The organism is Pseudomonas sp. Q1, from assembly GCF_009935975.1.
Taxonomy (GTDB): Bacteria; Pseudomonadota; Gammaproteobacteria; order Pseudomonadales; family Pseudomonadaceae; genus Aquipseudomonas; species Aquipseudomonas palleroniana.
The window spans coordinates 118,633-143,851 of sequence record NZ_QODI01000001.1; the positions used below are offsets into that span (position 1 = coordinate 118,633).

Genomic DNA, 25,219 nt, shown 5'->3' on the forward strand with positions numbered 1-25,219 from the left:
CTGGCTCTTACTTGTAGCTGCTCCCGAAGGCCTACCAAACCCCGATTTGAACCACTTTTTCCGCCTCCGGCTCACCGTATCTGAACTGCCGGCCACGCACGTCGATCTCCGTGTGGCTGATGGTGGTGCGCCGCTTCAAGCCGCGCAGCCACTCGAACAGATAACCCCGGTGCGTTTCGCGCACCGCCGCATAGGCGGGGTCGGCACCCAGGTCGTGCACTTCCTGCGGGTCGTTTTCCAGGTCGAACAGTTGTGCGCGAAAGCCGTCATACGCCAGGTATTTCCAGCGTTCGCTGCGCACCATGGTCATGCGGCAGCGGTCGATAGGCTGCGCCAGGCGTTCGCGGGCGGGGGCCTGGAACGCGTAGTCGTATTCGGCGATGGCGTAGTTGCGCCAGCTCACGGGGGCGCCGTGCAACAGCGGGATCAGCGAGCGGCCTTCGAGGCGATGGTCGGCCGCAGGCAAGCCCAGGGCGTCGAGGAAAGTCGGTAGCGCGTCGATGGTCTCCACCAGGCGTTCGTCCACTGAACCACGGGTGATATCGGCGCTTGCGCGTGGGTCGCGCACGATCAAGGGCACGCCCACCGCCGGCTCCAGCAGGAACTCTTTTTCCCCGAGGAAGTGATCGCCCAGAAAATCGCCATGGTCACTGGTGAAGAGGATCAAGGTGTCGTCCCAGCGGCCATTGCTTTGCAAATAATCGAACAGCCGGCCGAGTTGATCGTCGATCTGTTTGATCAGGCCCATGTAGGTTGGAATGACCGTGAGCCGCACTTCGTCACGGGAAAAATTCACGCTCTCCTGGTGCTGACGGAACGCCTGGTATACCGGGTGATCGCTGGTGTGCTCCGGCTGGATCGGCGCCTGGATATGCTCGGCGCCGTACAACGCGTGATAGGGTGCCGGGGCGATATAGGGCCAGTGCGGCTTGATGTAGGACAGGTGCAGGCACCACGGCTGCTCGGCTTGCTCGCGAATGAAGTCGATGGCGCGGTCGGTGGTGTAGACCGTTTCCGAATGTGCTTCGGCGACGCGCGCAGGTAGCCCGGCGTTGCGCATCTTCCAGCCGCTGAGCACCTCACCGTTTTCACCGGCGGCGGCATTAGCCCATTCATGCCAAGGGTTGGTGCCGTCGTAGCCTTTTTCGCGCAGGTAGTGGGTGTAAGGCGCTGACTCGCGCTTGTCTTCGAACAACGGGCTGTCGGGGTAGATGCCGTCGTGCCGGAAGTAGGCGTCGAAGCCGACCTCATTCAGCGGCTCGGCCTGTGCGCTGTCGGGGTCGATATGCAGGCGCTGCAAGGCTTCCAGGTTTGGCGTGGCGTGGGTCTTGCCGACCAGCGCGGTGCGGATGCCGTGGGGGCGCAGGTAATCGCCGATGGTCAGTTCTTCCAGGGGCAGCGGCACGGCGTTCCACGCCACTTGATGACTGCTGACATAGCGCCCGGTGTACGCCGACATCCGCGACGGCCCACAGATGGTGCCCTGGGTATAGGCCCGGCTGAAACGCACGCCGGCTGCGGCCAGACGGTCGATATTCGGCGTGTGCAGGTGGGCATGGCCGTAGCACGACAGGTAATCGCGACGTAGTTGGTCGCACATGATGTACAGCACGTTGCGCAGGGGTTTTGGCTGAGGCATGGCAAGGGCACCAAACGGAGGAAAGGCTTACGTTTTCGCCGTTCGGCTGGGTGATCGGCAAGTGCATTTGGCGAATGGTTTTTATGCAGCGCACGCATCGTGGTTACTGGGGGGCCGCCGACGCTTCGGATGACAGCGAATCGGGATTGATGCTGTCAACAGCTCGGACTTATTTGCTGTCGGCAACTGTGGATTTCTGAGCAAGCAAGTTACATCGGCAATTGAATCAGGGCGGTGTGACACCGCCCCGATTGCTTTACACGGTTACCGATCAAGCGTTGGGGATGCTTTGCAGGTCGCGGATCATCTGCTCGATGACCTGTTCTGCGTGTTCGCCATAGCTATCGGCGTCCATGTCGATCCGCCCTGAAATAAGCTCGTTATGCTCATCCAGAGTGATCTCGAAAGCGACCCGGCAGGTATCGTTCGGCAATAGCTGCAGGCTCATCCACTGGTTGTCACCCAGATCGATGCGTCTGCCTTCGCTGCGTGAGTTCCAGGCGTTGAACAATTGGGGAAACGGCAGTTCAAAGCCGGCGGTACGTGTAGACATACCTTCGGGATACAACGCTGCCGGTTCGATGTGCTGCCGCGTCGCGGCATTGATCACCGCCCGCTGCACCCGCTTGACCACTGTTGCCAGCGGTTCGTCGGGTTCATGCCGGGTACTGACCGGGACGGTATTGGACAACGGCCCCACCACAGTCTGAGCCGTAGCATCCGGGCGATTGGCGAAGGGCACTCCCGTCACCACAGTCGAGACTCCACTGACGGCACTGATTGCCCGTTGATAGATGGCCAGCAGCAGCGCAAACGGCGTCACGCGCAAGGTTTTGGCATAGTCCGATACCAGGCTGCGGGCAACGGGGGCCGTGAACTTCAGACTCTGCATGCGCCCCTTGCCGATTGTGTTTTTGCTGCGTACTGCATCAAGTCCGTAGGGGCCTGTTCCCGGGTAGATCTCCAGCTGCTGCGCTGTGCTCACGGGCTGTTCCGGCAGGTGCAGCGCCTGGCAATAGTCGTTCCATTCCGTGCAGGAAACCGGGGGCAGGCCCCGGTAACACCGGGTGATGTCGTCGATCAACAGATCAATCGACGCACCATCGCAGGTATAGATCCAGAAGCCGATCCAGACATGCAGGCCAGCCGCGTCGACCGCCGAGGCGATGCGCAGCCCGGGTTCGCCGGCGTGCCGGGCGCGATAGGCGAGAAAGTCCTGATCGCTGAGCGTGGCCTGCACCTGGCCCAATTGCTCACGTAACGCCTGACGCAATGCCTGCTCAGTGGGGGCGCGGCCGATCAGGTGTTCCTGTTCCAGCTCGAACCGTGCCGCGAGGATTGGATGTCGCGCCAGGGTATGGGCCACGGCATCGAATACTTGTGGCTGGTCACACTCTGCGCTGAAGTCCAGACGCAGGGCGCCGCAATAGGCGCGCCCTGTCTGGTCAAGCATCGCCCCGGTCCATTTTTCCCGCAGTCCCGCGACGCTGGACAGCGTCGTGAGGGGGCCCTTGAAGGGCGGGATCAGGTAGTTCTGATGCATGACGGTTTCCTAAGGCTGGGGGCTCGACGGGGTTGGCTCGAGCGCCAGGGCATTGCGTCCGGCCCAGATCAGCAAGGCACCTCCGAACATGACCAGCGCCGACACGGCGAAGGCGGCCACGAAACCGTTCGCGTCGATGGTCGGCACGCCACTGTTGTCGGAGACCGCCAGTGCCAAGGCTGCCAGCAGGGTGACTCCGAACACCTGGAACAGTTGTTGAAGGGTGGTGGTGATGCCCGACCCTGCACCGGCGTCGGCCTCGCTAAGGTCGCTGGTGGCCAACGACTGGGCGACCGGGGCGACACAGCCGAAGCCGATGGAGGTCACCAGCATCGCCGGAAGCATTCCCAGCCAGTAGCTGTGCAGGGGTACGCCGAAGGCAAACAAGGCGAACCCCAGAGCCGAAACTGCCAGGCCGACCACGGCGGCGGCCTGCGAATTCCAGCGCTGCATGACGAACTGCGAAAGGAAGATCCCAGGGAAGAAACCCAGGCAGAAGGGCAGCCACGCCAGGCCCGTCTGCATCGGCGTCAGGCCGAGATAGTCTTGCAGCAACAGCACGCCCAGATAAAACAGAGCGCCGGAGGTCGCAGCGAGAATAGCGACGATGGCGTAACCAGCCATGCGCGGAGAGCGCGTCATCAGGCGTGCCGGAATAATGCCGTTTTCCGAACGCTTGCAACGAAGCAGTACGACCGCGATCCCCGACATGCCAAGCAGCAGAAGCGCCATGCGCTGGCCAGAAAGATGCTCAATGCCAGAACCCATGACGGCCATGACGGTCGCGGCCACGGCCACGACCAGGATCAGCGCGTTGCCCAGATCCAGAGAGGTGGAGCTGCGGTGGCTGAACTTGGGAATCATGACGGCGGCAGCTACGATCAGGAGCATGACAATCGGTACGTTGATCCCGAAGACCCAGCGCCACGACAGATAGTGCGTCAATACACCGGAGAGCAATACGCCGATGATCGAGCCCAGGCCGCCCAGCGCTGCCCAGATGCCAAACGCCTTGCCGCGTTCGGGGCCGGAAGGAAACAGCAGTGACACCATTGCCAGTCCGGTGGCTGACGCCAGAGCCTCACCGAGCCCCTGACCGGCACGGCTGATGATCAGCACGGTGGCATCTTGGGCGAAGGTTGCCAGTAAGGAAAATCCGCCAAAAATCACTACGCCGACCTGAAAGGTGCGGCGCACCCCGAAGGCATCGCCGATCCGTCCGCCCAGCAGCAACAGCGAACCTGCGGTAATGAGGTAGGCATTGACAATCCAGGTCAGGGATCCGTCCGTGAGTCCCAGGTCGTGTTTGATCCGTGGCAGGGCGACGTTCACCACGGTGGCATCCAGCAGCAGAATCAACTGGATGATCGAGATGACAGCCAGTGCCTGCCATCGTTTTTCGTGCAGCGTTGTGTTGGTTGGTGTGTGCATCATGTTTATCCAATCCTTAGATTTAAAGAGGTGTCGACCAGCATCCGGTCGGCACCCAGGGCTTTCTTCTTGAGCGATCAGCCCATGGCGTGGACGTTGGCCAATGCCAATGAGTTACGGATCATTTTGATCCCGTGGGCGGTGCCGACGCTCTCGGGGTGAAACTGCACGCTTTCGATCGGCCGGGTACGGTGCCGTGCCGCCATGTTGACGCCATCGTCCGAGTACGCTGTGGCCACCAATGGGCTTGATGCTTGCGGCTCGGTGATGGCCAGCGAGTGGTAACGCACCACAGTGACGGCCGACGGTACATCCTGGAACACGCCACGACCGTCATGATGCACCTGGGCGTATTTGCCATGCTGGGTGGTCGGTGCACGGCTGAGCTTCCAGCCGAAATGTTCGCCCAGTGCCTGATGCCCCAGGCAGACACCGAAAATGGCCTGCTGCTCATCCATCGCGCGAATGATCTGCGGGTAGCCATGATCTTCGGGAGTGCCCGGCCCCGGACCCAGAACCAACAACTGCGGTTGCCACTGTCGGTATTGGGCGATCGGATCATCGTTGACGCGAACGACCCGGGTTTCTGCACCCACGGCCGAGTAATACTGCTCGATGACATACACAAAGCTGTCGAAGGCGTCGATCAACATCACTTTCATGCGCAGGCTCCCATCGCTCGGGAAAACGACTTGATCTTCGCTCCCGCTTCATTCCATTCATCCTCGGCCTCGGAGTCAGCGACGACTCCCGCCGCCGACTGCAACACATAGCGTCCGGCGTTGCCGACAATCGTGCGGATCGTCAGTGCCAGCACCGCGCTGTTGGCTCCGGTGATATAGCCGACACAACCGGTGTACAGCCCGCGTGCGGTGCCTTCCAGCTCGGCGATTATTTCCATTGCGCGGACCTTGGGTGCGCCGGTCATGGTTCCCGCCGGGAAATTGGCCACGATCAGATCCCATACGTCGCATTGCTCGCGTACTTTGGTTTCCACAGTGGACACAAGGTGCAGCAAGGACCCGTAAGTGTCCTGCTGCATGAACGAGCTCACCTGGACGCCCCCGGGAACCGCGCACCGAGCCAGGTCGTTGCGCGCCAGATCGACGAGCATCAGGTGCTCGGCTGCTTCCTTGGGAATCTTGTCCAGCGGACTGCCGCGCTGATCCTCCCGGCTCATGGTGCCGGCGATGGGCCGGACCTGGGCCACGCCGTCCTGCAGGCGGATCATCAGTTCAGGACTGGATGACACGACATGCAGGTCGGCAAGGTCGAGGTAGTACATGTAGGGCGCCGGATTGACCGTTGCCAGACGCTCGTAAAGATCGACCGGAGCAATCGTCGCGCTGCACACGGCACGCCGGCACAACTGCACCTGATAGATGTCACCGGCTCGGATGTACTCCTTGGCCCGTAAAACGGCGGCACAGAAGTCCTCGCGATCAGTGACGTCTTCGATCACCGCGACTTCAGTGCCGAATCTTGCAACAGGTGCCGTCACCGGAGGATTGCGCAGCACGGCGAACAGGGCATCCAGTTGCGCTGCCGCGTTGTCGCGGGTATTGAGTACGTCGATCCGCGCCGGACCTTCGGGAGCTTCGTAGCGGACGACATGCCGATAGACCCGCACCACTACCTCAGGGACATCTGGCTCGATGGCAATCTCCGGCAGGTTTTCGACAAACCGCGCGGCGCTGTAGCCCAGCGCCAGCACCAGCGGAAAGCCCTCCGGCAGGGCCAGGGTCTGGGTGACGCGTCGCAGGCGTTCGCACAGGCTCGCTTGCGAATTGTTCAGCAGCTGCTCGCACGCGGCCTGGGCCCACTGGAACGGGGCACCGGTCGAGATGTGCCAGGTGTCGTTGATCAGTTTCAACTCCAACAACAGGTCGATCATGAAGGTGGTCTGGTTGCCGTCGACCGGCAGAAAACCCGCACCGGTCTCGAACAATGCCGGGCACGGATACAGCCCCAGCAGGCCTCGCCGCACCTGGGCAAGCGGCGCGGCATCGCTGATTTCGTGGTGCTCCACGCTCCACAGCGGGATGGGTTGTAATGAGCTCACAGGACGGGCTCCCGTTGATCGCGGATACGTGCATGCTTCCAGGAAATGTAGGCACCGGTCTCGGTCCTCGGGTCCAGGCTCTGCGCCAGTTGCAATTGGACCGAGGTGCCGAAATGGCCGGCCATCTGCTCCTGTACCTCGGCCAGCGAACGCTCACCGATCCCTGCCACCATCGACACCTCGACCTGGTCGCTGCCGTCGCTGGCGGAACAGATCCTGACCTCGTAGCCGGAGACCCACTCGGCCGCCGTCAGCACCGCCGACTCGATCAGAGCCGGGAGTACCTGGCGACCGGCCAGGGTCATCACATCACTCACCCGGCCAAAGACCCGCAGGCAACGCGAACGATTGCCGCACCCGCATTCTTCGGCAGAATGCAGGCGCGCCAGGTCTCCGGTGCGGTAGCGGATCAGCGGTTTGGCGCCGGGTACGAGCATCGTCAGGCACAGCTCGCCGATATCGCCGTCCATCCCGGGCACCGGAAGAATCTCCGCCAGATAGTTGGTCTCGGAAAAGTGCAGGTTGCCGTTCGGGCAACCGGTGGCCACTGCGTGGGCTTCCTGAGAGCCATACAGGCCGTGGGTGCAATGCGCATCCCAGACCCGGGTAATATTGCTCAGCATCTGCGGCGTGCACAGTTCGCCCAACACCATGATCTGCCCGACTGCTGTGGCGCGCGGATCAATCCCCTGACTCACATAGAGGCGGGCCAGGGCCAGCGCGACGGCGGGTGAACAGATCAGCGAGCGGACACCGAGGTCGTTGATCAACTGGGCGGCTTTGACCAGGCCGACCCGAGGGCTTTCCGGCCATAGCCGTACGTAAGGAATGCCCAGATTGCGGCAGACCTCGCCATAGGTATCACCGAACGCGTAGAGCTCCGATGGCCCCATGATCGCGGTGAGGGCATCAGTGGTGCCGAAGGTCGACTGATACAGGTCGGCAACAGCTTTCTGCACATAGGCGCCGCTGGTTTCGACATCGATCGCCGCGCGCGGGCAGGGGGTTGGCAGCCCGGTGGTCCCAGTGGTCTCGTAGTACACCGCGATCTGATCGAACGGTAGGCTGCAGACTGAGCGGCCCACGGCGCGCAGGTCGTCCTTGGTGGTGAACGGTACGCCGTCCAGCGCCGGCAAGGCGCTTGGACTGCCTGCTTGCGAGCGCAGGTGATCGGCATAGAACGCCGAGCGTTGCGCGACATAGCGCAAGACTTCCCCGGCCCGTTGCTGCCCGTTGGCCTGCAGCGCCTGCGGCGTCGTGCGTCCATCCAGGTAAGCGTCCACATCATCCAGCCATTGCTGGTGCAGGTTGTCTCTGATCATGACTCGGTCTCCGAGCTCAGGCACTTGGCGAACTCACCGATGGTCTCGGTGAGCATGAGGTCCTCCAGCTCAATGGGCTGTGACAACTTGGAGCCAAGTTCGACCTTGATCTTCATTGCCGACAGCGAGTCGCCGCCCATGTCGAAGAAGTTGTCGTCGGGCAGTACTGGCTGTCCGAGATGCTGGCTGATCACACCAATCACGATGCGCAGGGTGGATTGCGAAGCCTTGCCATTGGGTTCTTTCATGTCATTTCTCATGGTTTCTCTCAGGGCCAGCACATCCACCTTGCCGTTCTTCGACAGGGGCAAGCGGGGCAACGACTGGACAGTTTTCGGCACCATGTACGCGGGCAGCCGTTGGCTCAAGGTCAACGTGATTGCAGGCGCCAGTCCGGGCTCGCCGACATACACCAGGGCAATTTGTTTGGGATGCCCGTCAGGCCCCGGCAGTGCTATCGCACAGGCCCGCGAGACGCCGGCGCAGGACTCTGCGACGCTCTCGATTTCTCCAAGCTCGATGCGCAGACCATTGAGCTTGATCTGGTTGTCAATACGTCCGAGGATCTCGATTTCGCCGTTAGGCAGGTAACGCCCAAGGTCGCCGGTGCGGTACATGCGCCGTCCGCTGCGCGGGTGCTGGACAAAGGCCTTGCTGGTCAGTTCCGGCTGGCCGATGTAGCCACGGGCCAGGGAAACATCGCTCTCTACCAGCATTTCCCCGGGCACCCAATCCGGGCAATCGGTCCAGTCGTCGGCCACGATGTGGTAGGCAGAGTTACGCATGGGCGCGCCGTAGATCACCGAACGCACTCGCTGGCCTTCTTGTTCGTCGATCTCGTGCAACACCGACCAGTTGGTGGTCTCGGTGGGACCTCCGCAGGAATACAATCGCGCGTTCGGATACAGCGCCCTGGCGCGTGGCAACAGTGGCAGTGGAATCCAGTCGCCTGCCATTACGATGTTGGCCAGCGAATCCACCGCGCAGAAACTCCGTGCAGTTTCGGCAACACTGCACAGCAGGTCCATGATCGCCGGAACACAGGCCCAGAAGGTCACGCCGTTACGCCGCTGGAGTCGTAGCCAAGCATCGGGGTCCGGGCCCGCCGCCTGAGCCGGCACCACCACCGAGCCGCCGTGCAGCAGGGGGCCGAAGATATCGAAGACCGACATGTCGAAATGCAGGGCTGCAGTGGCCAGATGGCGAGTGGAGGCATTCAGGCCAAAGCGCTCGACGACGTCATAAACGTGGTTGACGACTGCGGCCTCCGGGATCTCGACACCCTTGGGGTTACCGGTAGAGCCGGAGGTGAAGATCACATACGGCGAGTAGTCCGCAGCCAAAGGTGGGAGAGTCAGCTCCGTGTTCTCGGCAGTCCAGTAATGCAGGTCCTCATCGGTCAGTACCAGCCGCTTGACCTGCTCCGGCAACGGAGTATCAATATCGGCGATAACCGTGTGCACTCCGGCCTGCGACAGCACAGAACGAATACGCTCGGACGGCAGATCGATATCCACCGGCACATAACCGACCCCGGCCAGCAGGCAGCCATAGACAGCCGCGTAGTGGCCGCTACCCTTGGGCAGGACGATGCCGACAAAACGTTCATCAGGGTTACGTGTGTGTTGGATCATCTTACTGATCCTTGCCGCGGCCCGGCCGATTTCACCCCAGCTGTAGCTCCTCCGGGTATCGATCACTGCGGTTTCCCCGGCGCGCTCGGCAATCCGTGCCAATAGCAGGTCACGCAAGTGAACCTGCGGCACGGGGGCCTGAGTCGCGTTTACGGTGCGACGTATGTCAATCTGCGCGGCGGGGCGCAGGTCAAGCCAGGTGCGTTGCCAGATCTCACTGTCGTCGGCCAGTTGCTGCAGCAATGTGCTGAATGCGCCGAACATCGACTCCACGACTTCGGGGCGAATGACCCCGGTGAGGTAATCCCATTTGAAGTACAACGTGCCTTTGGATTCGCGCAGTTGCACATCGAGGGTGACTTGCGGTGTCTGCGAGACGCCGTAAACCTCTGGCCCAAGCAGCGCCACATCATGGCGTCCTGGGTGCCCGAGCAGGCTGGTGAGTACGATCGGCATCAGTGGTGCGCCGCCACTGCGTCGGACCCGGGCCAGCTCGCGCAGCACCTCTACACCGTTGAACAGGCGATGATCCAGCGCCTGCCAGATGGCGCCCTGCAGTTGCTGGCCACGAACCTCGAGGGTGTCGGCGGCCGCGGTTTCATAGGGCACCAGCAAGGTGTTGGTGAAGTCACCGACAACCTGGTCGATATCGGTAGTGACGGGCATCCGGTCGGAGACCGGGAAGTTCAGGGTGAAACGGTCTTCTTCGCTCCAGCAGCGCAACACTTCGCACAAGGCCAGCGCGACCACGCCGGACGGCGATATGTTGCGCGCCTGCGCCCGGGCCTGCAGTCGCTCCCAGGCATCCACGGCGAGGGTGCCTTCGTGTCGCTCGAAGTGCGACGTGCCGCTGAACTCTCCAGGCTCCAGTTGAGGCAGTCGCGGGGCTGCCGGCAAGTGATTGATCTTCTCCAGCCAGTATTCGCGGTCGGCCTGGTACTGGGCGCTCTTGAGCACTTTTTGCCGGTAGGCGACGTAGTCATGGAAGCTGGTCTGCAGCGCCGGAAGTTGTGGATCATCTTCCAGATACAGATCAATCAGGTCGGGAATGATCACCTGGAAAATCGACCAGGCGTCGGCGATCAACATGTCGATGCACAGATGCACTCGGCTGGCGCTGGCACTGATGCGGCTGATGCGGAACTGGAACAGCGGCCATTGCGTGGTGCCGATTTCTTCGTTGGCCATGCGGTCGCGAACCGCATCGATCTCGCGCTCGATCTGCGCGCCGTCCAGAGCACTGAGATCGACGTATTTCACCGCTTGCGTGCCGTCGACGTCGCCGATGCTCTGGCGGCCGCTGGCATCGATGGTCATGCGCAGCATTGGATGTCGCTGCACCAGCAACCCCACGGCACGGGTGAAACGCTCGCTATCGAGGGCTTGCACTTCCCACTCGAAATACCCCTGGCAGCCGACGCCGCCGTAGTCGTAGAACGAACCACGACCGATCCACAGCGCCTGCTGGCTTTCGTTCAGCTCGAACGGCAGCTGTTGCTGCTCTGCCGGTAAGTGCTCGAACGTCGGCAACTGAGTGTTGTGCGAGGCATTGGCCAGGCGCACCAGATTCGCCAGGACCGGCTCCTCCAGGAATGCCCCCATTTGCACATGAATGCCATGCTTGCAGGCCAGTTCGCCGACCATGCGCAAGGCGCGCAGGGAGTCGCCACCGGCGTCGAAAAAGCTCGCCTCCAGCATGGCTTCGTCACAGAGCGTCCAGGCCAGCCAGCAGTCACGTACCGCGTGGTCTGCCGGGCTCTGCGGGACAAAAACGGTCTGGTCCGCATCGCGCTCGATCGGGCTGACCTGCAACGCGCTGTAGTCCACCTTGCCATTGCGCCCGAGGGGCAGGGCGCCGGTCACGATCTGGCTGGGTTGGGCTGCCGGATGCAAGCGCGCGGCCAAGTGCTGGCGAACCCGGGCGACCACTTCGTTGGCATCGGGAGCCAGCTCCAGGAACAATGCCAGCGTCGCGCCGAGGTCATTGCTCAAGCAATTGGCCGCGGCCTTCACCACGCCCGGAACTTGCAGCGCGGTGATCTCCAGTTCAGTCAGGTCGACCCGGTGGCCGCGGATCTTGACCACCGAGTCGGTACGGCCAAAGATTTCCACAGTGCCATCGGCCGCCATGCGCGCCCGGTCGCCGGTGCTGTATTGCAAGGCCGACGTGGCGTCCAGAGTGTTGCCACGAAAGGCTTTCCTGGTGTCCTCGGGATTGACATAGCCCACCGACAGCGTTTCGCCGGTGATGATCAACTCACCGACACAACGGGCCGGCAGTTGTTGGCCATTGCGGTCGACCACGTACATCCGGGCGCCAGGAATCGCGCGGCCTACCGAGGGTAGCAAGGTGCGGCGCGGGGCGCTCAGGTCTTCGATGGAGACTACGGCGGCTTCTGCGGAGCCGTAGACATTGATCACCCGGTAGCCGAGGTCGCTCGGCGGCCATTGCTTGCAGCGTTCACCGGCGATCAGCATGGTGCGCAGACCGGTGCGGGTGTTCGTTGCCCACAATGCTTCGGCAATGGAAGTCATGGCCAGTGTGTGGTTCATGTCGCCTTCAAGTAGCCAGCGTGCCAGCAGGTTGACGTCCTGCAGCACCTGGGGCGCTGGGATGCATACCGTGCCGCCGGCACACAGAACCGGCAGGGGGTCGACTTCGACCATCCCGTAGCCGGGCGACGACAGCCATGAGCCGCGGCTATGCTCGCCAAGTCCGGCCTGCTCGATGACAGCGTCGAGGGTTGCGGCCATCCCTCGATAGGACAGGCAAACGGCTTTGGGCCGTCCGGTACTGCCGGAAGTCCCGGCGATAAAACAGGCTTCATTGGTGCTGTCGACCCACTTGCCGTGCTCCCAATCGACGAGGGTAGGACGGACCTGCATCTTATCGATATCCAGCAGCGGAAAGGTCAGCAGATCGCACGCGCGTTCGGTGGTGCTGCCAGCGGTCAACACCGCATGCGGGCTGCACTCTTCGATGAAGGCACGGATGCGTTCATCGGGATGCGCCGGGTCGATCAGTACGCAGGTACCGCCCATGCGTTGCACGGCGACGATCGCGACCAGATGCTGCCAGCCGCGTTCCAGGAATAATGCCAGGCGCGGGCTCGAACGGCGGGAGGTGACGCGTTCGCGTATGTGCTGGACCAATGCCTCGGAGGCGTTCCAGAGTTCGGCGTAAGTCAGGGTGCGATCGCTGTTGTCGTCGACGATTGCCGCAGCCGAGGGTTTGCTCTGCACATGCCGGTAAATGCGTTCCACGAGAAACTGGCGCTCGACAGCCTCGGCCGGGGCCGGGCAGCCCGGTTGGAGCGCGGGCGCCGGCAGGGCCTTGGAATCAAGCACACGGGCGCAGGCGAAGGCCACCAACTCCAGTAATTCCAGGCTTACCGCTGGGGTCATGTAATCGCTGCGTACCGACAGTTGGCAGCGACCCTCGTGCACCAACAGCCAGACCGGTGTTTGCGCCGCTGGCAGGTGCTTGCCATCGCTGATCTCGATATCGGCTCGCAATTGCGGCTCGCCATGGGACGCTTCGGCACTGTTGCGCAATTGTGAGATGTAGTCGCGAGCGTCTTCTGCAAGGTTCAATGTCATGCAATCGACGCTGAGCAGTGACGGCTTGGCTTCATCATGTATTGCCAACGTCAGCCGGCCTTCCGGACTGAGCAGGGAGCCCAGAACCGCAGCGACCGTGACCAGGTCATCCATGGTGGCCGTCAGGCCAGCGGGCAAGACGATCTCTTGCTGTTCTCGGGTGTTGTCCGCTGATTGCCCGGCCTGTGGTTGCGCAAAGGCGTCCCACAGGCTGCGCTCACTCCCTGACAGCGATTGTGGCGCTTGGGGTACTGATGTCATGTCGTCCCTCATCTTGTTCATGCTTCCCTGTTTTCACGCTGTGAGTTCGTTTTCGATCTGGTGAATAGCCCCGATCTGCTCCGCCAGAACCGTGGCAGCCTCAAGCACGGCTGCACGTTCCTGGTCAGTCAGTGTCGAGGCATCGACTGCGATGACGCGTTTGCTGCCCTTGGCCGCCGTGTGCCAGGTCGCGGCAGCCCGGCCACCGATGAGCACCACCGGCCGGCCGTTGCCGGCCGTGTCGTAGCCGCCGATGCGTTCCAGTTCAAGGCAGTCGCGCTGCCTGGAACCGGGCGCATAGCCCATGACCAACGGGTCCCAGGCCGGCAGAAAGCGGATCTGCTTGCTCGCGGGTTTCTGCTCGCGTTGCAGGAACTGCTCAAGACGCGCTTTCCCGGCCTCGCTATGCCACATCTGATCGGCGACCCGGCAGGCTGCACAGCCTTGAAGCAGCGCGCGTGCGGTCTCCTTTGAAACACCGAGCCACCAGGCAAGGTCATCGACCGTGACCGGTCCATAGTGCTCGACGTAACGCCCAGCGATGTCACGCAGCAACGAGTCGCGGTCCAGTGGCGCACCGTCACCCGGCAACAGCCCTTCAGGTGCAGCTGAATACAGCCAGCGGTTCGACCAATGATTGGCCGCTGGTATGCGAACCAACGCGCCGTCATAGGTCGCCACTGACGTCAACGCCCGCGCCTGGGGCGCCGGCAGTTCGAGTGCACTGGCAATGTCTTGCAGACGCACGGCGGCACCTGTGCTCAAAGTGATCAGCGCCGGCAGCAGGCGTCGGTAATCGTCCAGGCCAAGCCCGACGTCCCGTAGCCGCCACTCGTGGCCTGCCAACGGCAGGCGAGTGGCCGCAAAGACGTTGCCTGCCAGCTCGCCGGGCAGCAGGAACTTGGAGCGCCGCATACCCGGGATACGCAACAACTCGCTGTCGTTTTCTTTCGCCAGTACGCTCTTGCGATCGAGGTTTTGATTGCGTGCCATGACCGCCAGCCAACTGGTGGGTCGCGCCGAATAAACGCCGACATAGGCCTGTGCTATCTGTGTCACCGTTGCTTGTGCCAGGCGCTCGAAATGCTCCGACACCATCCATTCCCGCAGGAGAATGTCAGTGAGGCCATTGCAGGCAGTTCTAATGCTCATATGATTCTCGATTGGCTCTGTGGCTGCGCTGTTCAGTCGCCGACGACATCGAAGTTGCAACTGCGAGTGGCCTCGACCTGGTACATGTCGGACTTGGTCGGTACGAAGAACTTGCCGTCGTTACCCTCGCGATGGCGTTCCCCAGGCACCGAGACCGGCAGCGCCGGCTGCCCGGTGAGCTGCTCGTAGTCGCGGATCAGACGCGTCATGGACACCATGCGATCAAGCATCCGACGCAGCATCTCCATGCCTTCCTTGTCACCCAGCACTTCGCCTTTCTTGTCGCCTACGAGCATCGCCGGGAAGCCGTAGCCGACCATGATCATGCGGTTGAGCAAGGCGCACTGGAGCATCTGGTTGTAGACCTCGACATGGCCCATGCGCCGACCAGTGACCATGACCCCGGCCACTTTGTTGGTGAGGGTGCGGTCGTGGCGCAGGAACCCGGTGCCGACCCGTTCCAGGAACGCCGACATCAGAGGGGTTGCGCCAAAGCCATGCACGGCACAGGCGAAGATCACGCCATCGCTGGCTTCCATGAGGCGCACGGCGCGCGCGGCGTCATCTTTCTGGGCGCAGGGTTCGTTGCGAAAATTGCAATCACCGCAGGCCCCGCAAGGGTCGATTTTGGCGTTGGCCAATGAGAAAACTTCGAGAATGACATCCTGTTTTTCCAGGTACTCGGCCGCCCACTCCAGCGCCCTGGCATTGTTGCCATCCACCCGTTCCGAGCCATTGATGGCGACATACTTGATCTTGTCCGTCATGATGCTTCTCTCTCCTTAGAGTTTTGCCTGTTCCCAGGCACGACGATCGGCGGACCGTCGTGCCATGCCTCCAGCGCTGCCGGAGACTGTTTTAGCGTGCGAGGTAATCGGCGATCGGATACTTCGCGCAAAGCGCCTCGGCCTCTGCGCAGAATTGCTGGCGCAGGAGTGGATCGAGGGTGAACTCGCTGTCACCGAGCGGCGTTACCTCGTCCAGGATCCGGCAGAGCAGGTCGACGATCTCCCGGCAACCTTGCGGGTCGACATGACGCTGGGCGAGGGCGCCGGTACCTATGCGCAGGCCGCTGGTGACGAAAGACGAGCGGGTTTCGCCGGGCACACGGTTCTTGTTGACGACGATTCCACAGTGCTCCAGCGCGGTCTCGGCGATAGCGCCGGTCATCGCAGCACGCAGGCGGATCAGAATGGTGTGGTTCTCGCTGCGACCACCCACCACTTCATAGTCCCTGGCCTGGAATTCGCTGGCCATTACGTCCGCTGCAGTGCGGATGCGCTGCATCTCGGCATCGAACTCAGGGGTCATGGCGTACCCCAGTGCCGCGGCCTTGGCAGCCATCATGTTGACGGCCGGTGCGCCTTGCATCCGCGGGAACACCGCCAGTTCGAGCACGCGGCTGAACGTCGCTTCACGGCCAGGGACTTTTTCGTGGGCGTCACGGCCGGAGAGAATCAGCCCACCACGCGGGCCGGCGAGCTGCTTGTGGGTACAGGTGGTGGTGACGTGCGCAGCGTTAATCGGGCTTGGATGCCGCCCGGTTGCCACCAGACCGGCAATGTGCGAGATGTCGGCCATCAGGATGGCACCGGCTTCGTCGGCGATCCGGCGGAAGCGCTCGAAATCCACGACTCTGGAGTAGGCCGTGGCACCGCAGATGATCAGTCGCGGGCGATGTTCCAAAGCCAGCCTGCGGACTTCGTCGTAGTCGATCAGGCCTTCCTTGGTGGTGCCATAGCCAATGGCGTTGTAGTAAGTGCCCGAGAACGTCACGGGACTGCCATGGGTCAGGTGGCCGCCGTTATCCAGAGCCATGCCCAGCAGCGTGTCGCCAGGTTCGAGCAAAGCCGCGAGTACTGAATAGTTGGCGCTGGAAGCCGAGTGCGACTGCACACCGGCGTACTGCGCAGAGAACAGCTCGCGGGCGCGTTGGATTGCCAGAGACTCGACCAGGTCGACGTTCTCGCAACCGGCGTGATAACGGCGTCCGGGCACACCTTCGGCAGTCACGTTGACCAGTACGGAGGACGACGCGGCCAGGGTGCGCGGCTTGACCGCGCAGCAAGAGGCCACCAGCGAGAGCGTGCGTTGCTGGCGAGCGACCTCGGCGTCGAGAATCCGCGCCAGTGCGGCATCATGTTCCTGCAGATCGGCCAGGCCCCGCTTGAGCAGATCAGCCTGGGTCAGAAGTGGTTGATGATTGACTGTCATGACTTGCTATCCCTTCCTTTGGTGTTGTGTGCTGTAAAAGCCAGTACGGTTTCCTCGACCTCGTGCGCATGGGTACGCACAAAGTAGTGCCCGCCACCGGCGAGGGTGGCGGCTTGGGTGACGTTGATGAACTTGCCCCATTGCGCCAATACGACTTCAGGCTCGGCGGTGGCCGGGTCCTCGTCACCCAGCAGCACCAGTGCAGATACGCCGTTGGCCGGGTACTGTGTCAGGTAGCGATAGGCTTCGCAGGCGATCAGGTGGTCTCTTCGACCGCGAGCCAGCATGCTCTCGACCTGAGTGTCGAGCAGCCCGGTGAAGGCCCCCAGCGATCGCAAGTAGTCGGTCCAGATCTGGTCCGAAGTGGTTTCAGCAGCACGAATCGCGGCGTCTGCATCCAGCACCGGGCGTGAGGCGGCCACCACCAGAGCGAGATGGTTGTGGTGGGCGGCCATGCTTGATGCGATGCACGCAGCGGTCGCCGCGCCTGCGCAGTGGCCATAGATCACCAGATGGGCAGCGCCGATTTCTTCGATGTCGCTGGTAAGGCCGTCGAGCAGACTTTGAAAATCCTCGGCGTTCTCCACCTCGGTATCACCGAAGTCCACGCCGAACACCTGCACATCCGGATTACCTTGAAACAGATTTCGGTAGGCCGTGGCGTCTCCGCCGCCGAAAGGCACCGCAATCACCGCAGTCGAACCCGCGGCTGCTTGGACGTCGCCAAAACAGACCAGACGTGCGGCTTGTCGGGCGGCGGCGCGGACAATGCGTTGAGCAAGGCCCGCTGCCGTCGGGTGCTCGAAAAGAGTCACTATGGGCAAATTGCAAGACAGCCGCGACATTACGCGAATCGCTTCAAAGGAGTCGCCGCCAAGGTTGAAGAAGTTGTCCTCGTGGCCGACACTCGGCAGGCCGAGCACCTCGGCAAAAGTGGCGCAGACGCGAGCCACTTCATCAGCCAGAGCGTGTTCATCAAGCTGGATGTTTTCAGTCATTCCATTCACTCCTATCCATAAATACATCAGCGAGTTCATTGAGCAGATTGGTGGCTGCGCTGGCGTCGCAAAACGGTCCCTCGAGTTCCAGGAGCAGTTGCGAAGCGCCGGTACGCCGTATGTCGATGCCGACCGGAAAAGTTGCACTCATCACGTGTGAAGCCGGTATGCCGCGTCGACCGGCACCATTGATGAACAGCTCGGACGCGCGGCAGCAGGCCAGCGCCTGGCGCGCCGCCTGCGAGCGACGGGCGCATGCTTCAAGGCTGATTTGCCCGGGAAGCACAAGCGCTCCAGGGGTCGCCACAGAGCGTGGAACAAGACCCGTCATCATGCCGATGGCATCCTGCTGGTGAGCCTCGCGCCAGTTGTGCGACGAACACAGGATGTCGCCTTCGGCGATGACAGCGGCCCGCTGCAGGCAGTCCAGGAGTTTCGCTACGGGCGGCTTGTCGGTATTGATTGATGCGATGTCCAGGGTGCGTTGCAGGCTGATGCGCTGGCGTTGGATGTCGAAGGCCAAGCGCCCGGTTTGCAGCAAACGCACGGGGGTCATGGCGTGCGCCGCAGCGGTCAGATGCGCGCCATCAACTTGCGCGAGCTGTGTTTGCGCCCGGACGTATTCGCCATGGCGTTCGCGCCCTCGACGCATGCACATCAGGGCCGAGTCGATATCTTCTGTTTGTAGCTGTCGTGCCAGCACCTCAAGGCTATGTTCGTCGGCCAACCCATGATGGATCGAGACCAGGCAGTGCACTCCAGCGCGGGTGGTCAGGCTGCCGACGGCAAATAGCGCAGTGCCGGATCTGACAGCCAACTGAACCTTGCGCAAGGCTTCTGGAACGCCGTCTTCCCCCAGATCAAGCACTGCAAGATACTGGCCGAGCGCTTCGCCCCATCCAGCGATCACCAACTGACGCAAAAGTCCAAAATCCGGATGGGTCGCGGTTTTGAAAGGTATGACGATGGAAACTTCCTGAGCGACCCCGGCATAGATGCCTTGGGCGACCAGGGCCTTGGCCTCGACACTCAGACTGTCATCGGCAAGTGCTTGCGTCATGCTCATCTGCTCGGTCGATTCTTTGTTCGAGCGTTCAACTGTTATTTTTGACACGTCAGGTCCTCGACGCATAGGCAGCAGCCAGCGGCGATCTCAATCCATTGAGGAGTACATTCCCGGGCACTCGCATCTCTCCCGTTCAGCGGGAAAGACATAGAACGCGCACAGGTTTTTGTACGACAGACTCAGTCAGTCATGTCGTAAAAATGTGTCGGTTATTTGCTGACTATGAGCGGGCCAATCAATTTCTAAGGCGCACGCTAAGGAGAGAGCCTGACGTCATCTCGGGCAGGGCTCTGAGGGTATGGGAAATATTACTTACAGCATTTCGCTCATGGGATGAGGTGCTGAAAGCTGGAGACACAGGCGAGTGCGGCAGGCATCGAGCCACAGTCATGTCGGCAGAGAAAAACATTTAGCCATTCCTTAGCTTTGGTCGAAAAGTGTCGCCTCTTGGCGAACTCAACAATGCATCCTTTGACGCGGCTCCAAACTCGTCCTGATGGAGCCAAGGAAACCCCCTACGCGTCATGTGGGTAACTTAAGTCGGAAATGTCGTAATCGCAAGTAAGATTTCTCCGATTTTAAAAAAATTGTCGGACGATCTGAAACTGCAGTTCGGCAGTGAAGAACAAAAAGGGGCTTTTGTCAGCGCAGTATTGGAGGAGTGGTTCAACGGTGAAGTGCGCTGCGGTAACAGGCCGCAGCGCCGAGGTGAGAGGAGAGATAGAGGGAAAGGGTTTAGCCGTGAATATGTTCAGCCGCATGCATGGCCAGGTAGGCATCCAGCTTCTTGTCGTTCAAACCCAAGGTGTCGAGAATTTGCGCCATGAAACTGACCGGCGCGCTGCCGGGAGCCGTGACCACACCCTGGTCGGCAACAGCGTACGGTACGTCCTGGTAATAATCTGCTCCGCGATAATGCACCTGCTTCAGGTTGTCAACGCAATTAGAGGTGTGCTGCAAGTGATCCAGCACTCCAGCCTTGGCCAGTACGCGGGTACCGTCACAGATTCCCGCCACGACAATGTTTCTGTCGTGGGCCTCACGGACCAACGCCTCGATGGCGGGCGCCTTGTCTGTTTTCCAGATCGGGCCTCCCGTCACAATCAGCAAGTCGACATCGTCCAGCCGAATGACCTCGATGGCCAGGTTGGGGATGATGGTCATGCCTCCGGATGATGTCACTTGCTTGCCACCGGGAGCGGCAAAACAAGTCTCGAAGCCATAGTAGGCTCGGCCCGTGGAGTTGATCAGCGCGGGCTCCCAGTCAGAAAAATTTTCGGTGAGAATAGTAACGGCGCGTACCATTTGAGTGTCCTTCTCAAGTTTCCATGATAATCAGCAGCAACCTGCCCAGCAGGGTTTTCCAGGTGGGCATGGCCGTCGAGTGTAGATGCAAGCGGGGCTGATGAAATGATGTGGCTGAGTTTTGGCAGTGTGTATTTCAACTGACAATGACAGTGATCAACGCGGCGGCATATTCAGCCGCTGGAGAGAAACTCCGTCCCTTCATCTGATGCCGACTGCGAATTGGCAACAGCAACGGATGACCCTGACTCCTTACTAGGCAAGTGCTCGATATCGAGGTAGCGCAATAGAAATCAGAGCCACCAGCAGTACAAAACGCTGGAACAGGCTGGCGGTGGGGGGATGCCCCACAGCAAGCGATCTGGTATTGCTGCGTTGCGAGGGGGTGGCCTGAAGCATCAACGCATTACGACCTATCAAACAGCTAAATTTTCCAATGAACATACGTCCTTATCCTGTTCATCCACTTCTTTGATCTGTTCGATCATCGCCTCCGCCAGCGGCGACAGCCGATAGCCCGCCCGGCTGACAATGCCGTAGCGGGTGTAACGCTCCTCCAGGTCCTCCGCCAGCCCATCGATTGTCAGGCACACCAATTCGCCCCGGGCCATGTGCAGCACGTCGCTGTTGGCACTGACGATACCGATGGCGTCCGAGCGCAGTACCACACCCATCAGGCTGTAGCCGTTTTCACATTCCACGTTGGGCAGGTAATCCGGGCGGCCGCTGAGGTCGACGATGACTTTGCGCAGGTTCGGCGGGCGGATGGTCACGGCCAGGGGGTAACTCATCAGCTCGGCGGCGCTCACGCTCTCGCGCTGGGCCAGCGGGTGCCCGGCGCGGCAGCAGAAGTACCAGCGGCGTGGGCGCAAGCGGTGGGTGTGGTAGTCCGGGTTGGCTTCGAAGTGGCGGGTGTCGGCGACGAAGAACTCGAACTCTTCGCTGAGCAGGCGTTTGCTCAGGCTTTGCCAGTCATCCACCTGGAATTGCACGCGGGCCTTGGGGTAGCGCCCGATAAAACTGCCGATGGCGCGGGGGACCAACCCGCCGGCCGGTGCCGGCCCGCAACCGAAGCGCAGTTCACCGGCCTCCAGGCCATTGAATTGGCTGATCTCGTTGGCCAATTGCTGTGCGCCGCTGACCAGGCGGCGTGCATGTTCCAGCAGGACCTGGCCCTGTTTGGTGGGCGCCAGGTCCTTGCGCCCACGATCGACCAGTTGGCACCCGGCGCTGTGTTCCAGCGCCTGGATGCTACGGCTGAACGCTGACTGCGACAGGCTCACGGCCAACGCCGCGGCGACAAAACTGCGGTGTTCGGCAAGGGCGATGAAGTGGCGAAGCTGGCGCAGGTCGATATGCATTTTTCACATCAAAAATATCCGGGAAATGCATTGGCTATGCATCAGGTCGACTCCTTATAAAGGCAATCTCTTATGCAGTAAATGTCCGTTAAACCATAAATAAATAACTTTAGGGAATATGCGTTGTTGGATATTTCCGCTTGGGGAGCCGCTTATGAGTCTGTTGAAGTCCTTGCCCATGGCCGTATTAGTGGCCGGTAGCAGCAGTTGGTCACCAAGCCAGGCCGCCGAAGTAGCCGCGCCGGCAAGCAAGGGCGAGAACGCCAGCGGCCAACTGGAGACCGTCACGGTCACCGCCAGGCGGCGTACCGAAAGCGCCCAGGATGTGCCGACGCCGATGAGCGTGATCGGTGGCCAGGCCCTGGAAAGTCAGCGGGTGTATCGGATCCAGGATCTGCAGCAACTGGTGCCCAGCGTCAATGTCGCCTATATGCATGCACGCCAGTCCAGCGTGTCGATCCGCGGGCTGGGCAACAACCCGGCCAGCGACGGCCTGGAAGGCAGCGTGGGGCTGTATATCGACAACGTGTACCTTGGGCGGCCGGGCATGGCGGTGTTCGACTTGATGGACATCGAGCAGCTTGAAGTATTACGCGGCCCGCAAGGCACACTGTTCGGCAAGAACACCACGGCGGGGGTGATCAACATCAGCACCCGCGCACCGAGTTTCACCCCCGAGCGCAGTATCGAGACGTCGTTGGGCGAGGACGGTTACTTCCAGACCAAGGGCACGATCTCCGGCCCGCTCAGCGATGACTTGGCGGGGCGTTTCTCGGCCTATCGCACGCGCAGCGACGGCGACATCAAGAACCAATACGACGGCCACGACCTCAATGGCGGTTCACGCCAGGGCTTTCGCGGGCAACTGCTGTACAAGCCCAGCGAGACGTTCAACCTGCGTTGGATCGGCGATTACAACGAGGAAGATTCCAGCGCCGGCACCCGTGTGTTGTACAGCACCGGGCCGACCATCAATGGCACCAACCTGTATGCGTCGCGGGCCGCTGCCGCGGGGGCAACGCTGGTGGACGGCACGCATCGCAAGGTCAACCTGGACAGCGACCAGCACGTCACGGTGTTCCAGGGCGGTACATCGCTGGAGGCCAACTGGACGTTGCCGAGTGACTTCACGCTGACGTCGGTCAGTGCCTATCGCTGGTGGAATTTCACCCCGCGCAACGATGACGGACTCAACGTGCCCGCATCGTACAACGCCGGCGTATCGGTGGAAGATAAACAGTGGTCCCAGGAGTTCCGGCTGGCCTCGCCCACGGGTGGCTTCTTCGACTACGTGCTGGGCGCGTATTACTTCGGCTCCGACCTGGATAACAAGTCCTTCGCCTACTACGGGCCCAAGGCCGATATCTGGAACGGCACACCTGCCGGTGCGTTGAACAATGTCAGCAGTGTCGGCAACGGGCATATCCGCACCGACAGTTTTGCGTTGTTCGCCCAAGGCACCTGGCACCTGACGGAGCGTCTGGATTTCACCGCCGGCCTACGCGGCACCTATGAAGAGAAAAGCGCCTGGGTCACGCGTAATGCGCCGCTGGGTGGTGCTGCGGTGGCCGGCGCCGCTGCTACGGCGCGACGCGGGCGCACGGGAGTGTATGACTCGGGCGACCTTAATCAGTACAGCGCCACGCCCTCGGGGCTGCTCAACCTCACCTATCACTTCAATGAAAACCTGTTGGGTTACGCGACGCTGTCCCATGGCGAAAAATCCGGTGGGGTCAATTTGGCCGTGGGCTCCGCGCCAACCGCCGGGGCCGACTCCTTGCTGATCGGCACCGAGCGTGCCAACAACGCCGAATTGGGCTTCAAGAGCACGCTGTGGGATCGCCGCCTGCAGCTTAACGCCAACCTGTTCTGGACCCAGGTCAACGGCTACCAGACCAACGCCTATGACCAGGACAACCGCGTGCAGTACCTGACCAATGCCGGGTCCGTACGCTCGCGTGGTGTGGAAGTGGAAAGCACCCTGGTGCCGGTCAAGGGCCTGACGCTGAACCTCAACGGCTCGTTCAATGATGTGAGCTACCTGTCTTACAAGGATGCGCCATGCCCGCCGGAAGTCAGCTTGCGCCCCGGTGCGCCGGCGTCGTGCGACCTCACGGGGCATCAAGTGGTCGGCGCGTCCAAGTGGATCGCCAACGCCAATGGCGAATACAAATGGAACCTGGATAACGGCTTCGAGCCCTACGTGACCGCCAGCTATGCGTTCCGCTCCAAAGCGGTGGGCACCGTGGAAGACTCCGATTACGGACAGATTCCCGCCTATGCCGTGGTCAACCTGTCTACCGGCCTGCGCGGCAACTACCCGCAGGGGCAGTGGGATGTGTCGTTGTGGCTGAAAAATGCCTTCGACAAAACCTACTACACCACGTTGTGGACAGGCGGTAACGGCGGCTATGAAGGCTTGTTGGGGACGCCCCGCACCCTAGGCGTGACTGGCCGCTACGACTTCTGAGCCGCTGCGATAGGTGGCCGGGCTGAATACTCGTGTCACCACCAGCATCGCCACCACGGTAACGGCCAGTACCCACCAGGCGCTGACAAAAGTGCCGGTGAGTTCACGTAGCCAGCCCGTCAGCCATGGCGAAATGGCGTTGATCAAAAAGCCCACGCCTTGTACGAAGGCCGCCAGTTGCCCGGCCTGGCGCGGGTCGCGGTGGTGGTCGAGGGTCAGCAGCAAACTCAAGGCGAAGCAGGCGCCCAGGCCGAAGCCGATCAGCGCCACCCACACATGGGGGAACTGCTGCGGTGCCATCAACAGGCCGAGGTAGCCCACGGTCTGCGCCAGCAGACTGATGCCGAGCAGGGGGCGTCGGTCGATGCCGCGCTGGGCCAGCACCGGCATCAGCAGCGCGGCGCTCACTTGGAAGAGGGTCATGAAGGCCAGCAGCGAACCGCTGGGCAGTACGCCCCAGCCCAGTTGCTGATAGTACGCAGGCAGCCACGCCACCATGCTCATGTAACCGCAATTGACCAGGCCGAAATACACGGCCAGCAGCCACGCCCGACGATTGCGCAGGCCCTTGAAGGTGGGGATCACGGTTGCGCTTCTCGCCGCACCCAGCGGTACAAACCCCCACAACAACAGTGCAGCGATTGCGGGCAGCAGCCAGACCCCAAGGCCCGCCTGCCATTGCTGAAAATGCGTGGCGACTACCGGGCTCAGCAGGGCCGCCAGCCCGCCACCGGCCATCAATGACGCCGAATACACGCCCATCGCCACCGGCACGCGGTGGTGGAATTCGCGCTTGATCATCGCCGGCACCAATGCCTGGATCAGCGCCACGCCGGCACCACCCAGCAACGCCGTGGCCAGCAGTGCCGAAGCCTGGCCCATCAACCAGCGTGCCAGGCAGGCCAGCAGGATCATTATCAAGCCCAGGGCGATGCCGCGTCGTTCACCCAGGCGGGCCTCCAGACGCACACCCACCAGTGCCACCAGGCCCATGCAAATCACCGGCAGGCTGGTGAGCAGGGCGCTGCTCTGGAAGCTCAAGCCGGTAGCCTGGCGAATGTCCGCGAGCAACGGGCTGATGGAGCTGAGGATCGGCCGCAGGTTCAGGCCCAGCACGACCAGCAGGCCCCAGCCGGCGAGGGATGTTTGGCGGGTCATGCA

At 61.7% G+C, this 25,219-nt stretch carries 16 protein-coding genes; 1 reads left to right on the forward strand and 15 read right to left on the reverse strand.

The window, feature by feature from the left end; translation table 11 throughout:
* Window positions 1-31: 31 nt before the first annotated feature.
* The 14 genes from DK870_RS00470 to DK870_RS00535 all read right to left on the reverse strand — a co-directional run bounded on the left by DK870_RS00470 (window position 32) and on the right by DK870_RS00535 (window position 21,588).
* Complete coding sequence (locus tag DK870_RS00470; protein WP_161547646.1) at window positions 32-1,639, reverse strand: alkaline phosphatase family protein; 1,608 nt, start codon at window positions 1,637-1,639, stop codon at window positions 32-34.
* Between the two features lie 271 nt (window positions 1,640-1,910).
* Window positions 1,911-3,182 (reverse strand): condensation domain-containing protein, encoded by a 1,272-nt coding sequence (locus DK870_RS00475; RefSeq protein ID WP_161547647.1) that lies wholly within the window; start codon window positions 3,180-3,182, stop codon window positions 1,911-1,913.
* A gap of 9 nt (window positions 3,183-3,191) precedes the next feature.
* Window positions 3,192-4,616 (reverse strand): MFS transporter, encoded by a 1,425-nt coding sequence (locus tag DK870_RS00480; RefSeq protein WP_104995197.1) that lies wholly within the window; start codon window positions 4,614-4,616, stop codon window positions 3,192-3,194.
* Window positions 4,617-4,690: 74 nt separating this feature from the next.
* Complete coding sequence (locus DK870_RS00485) at window positions 4,691-5,275, reverse strand: aminodeoxychorismate/anthranilate synthase component II (RefSeq protein ID WP_104995198.1); 585 nt, start codon at window positions 5,273-5,275, stop codon at window positions 4,691-4,693.
* Window positions 5,272-6,675 carry an anthranilate synthase component I family protein gene (locus tag DK870_RS00490; protein ID WP_161547648.1) on the reverse strand — a complete coding sequence of 468 codons (1,404 nt, stop codon included), beginning with the start codon at window positions 6,673-6,675 and terminating at the stop codon, window positions 5,272-5,274. Before DK870_RS00490 ends, DK870_RS00485 begins: the two co-directional genes overlap by 4 nt.
* Complete coding sequence (locus DK870_RS00495; RefSeq protein WP_161547649.1) at window positions 6,672-7,997, reverse strand: phenylacetate--CoA ligase family protein; 1,326 nt, start codon at window positions 7,995-7,997, stop codon at window positions 6,672-6,674. Before DK870_RS00495 ends, DK870_RS00490 begins: the two co-directional genes overlap by 4 nt.
* On the reverse strand, window positions 7,994-13,492 hold the full coding sequence (locus tag DK870_RS00500; protein ID WP_244384659.1) for a non-ribosomal peptide synthetase: 5,499 nt from the start codon (window positions 13,490-13,492) through the stop codon (window positions 7,994-7,996). The genes DK870_RS00495 and DK870_RS00500 overlap by 4 nt, the downstream gene beginning before the upstream one ends.
* A 33-nt stretch (window positions 13,493-13,525) precedes the next feature.
* Window positions 13,526-14,644 (reverse strand): DNA glycosylase AlkZ-like family protein, encoded by a 1,119-nt coding sequence (locus DK870_RS00505; protein ID WP_104995202.1) that lies wholly within the window; start codon window positions 14,642-14,644, stop codon window positions 13,526-13,528.
* Window positions 14,645-14,676: 32 nt separating this feature from the next.
* Complete coding sequence (locus DK870_RS00510) at window positions 14,677-15,411, reverse strand: flavodoxin family protein (protein ID WP_104995203.1); 735 nt, start codon at window positions 15,409-15,411, stop codon at window positions 14,677-14,679.
* 91 nt (window positions 15,412-15,502) lie between these two features.
* Entirely contained in the window at window positions 15,503-16,858 is a 1,356-nt protein-coding gene (gene glyA / locus DK870_RS00515) for a serine hydroxymethyltransferase (protein WP_104995204.1), read from the reverse strand.
* A complete protein-coding gene (locus DK870_RS00520) occupies window positions 16,855-17,856 on the reverse strand; it encodes an alpha/beta fold hydrolase (RefSeq protein ID WP_161547651.1) in 1,002 nt (333 codons plus the stop codon). The genes glyA and DK870_RS00520 overlap by 4 nt, the downstream gene beginning before the upstream one ends.
* The gene (locus DK870_RS00525; RefSeq protein ID WP_161547652.1) at window positions 17,849-18,970 is read right to left on the reverse strand and encodes a hypothetical protein; all 1,122 of its coding nucleotides are present in this window, start codon (window positions 18,968-18,970) and stop codon (window positions 17,849-17,851) included. The genes DK870_RS00520 and DK870_RS00525 overlap by 8 nt, the downstream gene beginning before the upstream one ends.
* 687 nt (window positions 18,971-19,657) lie before the next feature.
* Complete coding sequence (locus DK870_RS00530) at window positions 19,658-20,227, reverse strand: DJ-1/PfpI family protein (protein WP_104995207.1); 570 nt, start codon at window positions 20,225-20,227, stop codon at window positions 19,658-19,660.
* A gap of 416 nt (window positions 20,228-20,643) precedes the next feature.
* Entirely contained in the window at window positions 20,644-21,588 is a 945-nt protein-coding gene (locus DK870_RS00535; RefSeq protein WP_161547653.1) for a LysR family transcriptional regulator, read from the reverse strand.
* Window positions 21,589-21,742: 154 nt separating this feature from the next.
* Between DK870_RS00535 and DK870_RS00540 the strand changes: the two genes are divergently transcribed.
* Window positions 21,743-24,058, forward strand: a complete 2,316-nt coding sequence (locus DK870_RS00540) for a TonB-dependent receptor (RefSeq protein ID WP_161547654.1) — start codon at window positions 21,743-21,745, stop codon at window positions 24,056-24,058.
* Here the strand turns inward: DK870_RS00540 and DK870_RS00545 are convergent.
* Window positions 24,029-25,216 carry a CynX/NimT family MFS transporter gene (locus DK870_RS00545; RefSeq protein ID WP_161547655.1) on the reverse strand — a complete coding sequence of 396 codons (1,188 nt, stop codon included), beginning with the start codon at window positions 25,214-25,216 and terminating at the stop codon, window positions 24,029-24,031. The genes DK870_RS00540 and DK870_RS00545 overlap by 30 nt on opposite strands.
* Between the last annotated feature and the right edge of the window lie 3 nt (window positions 25,217-25,219).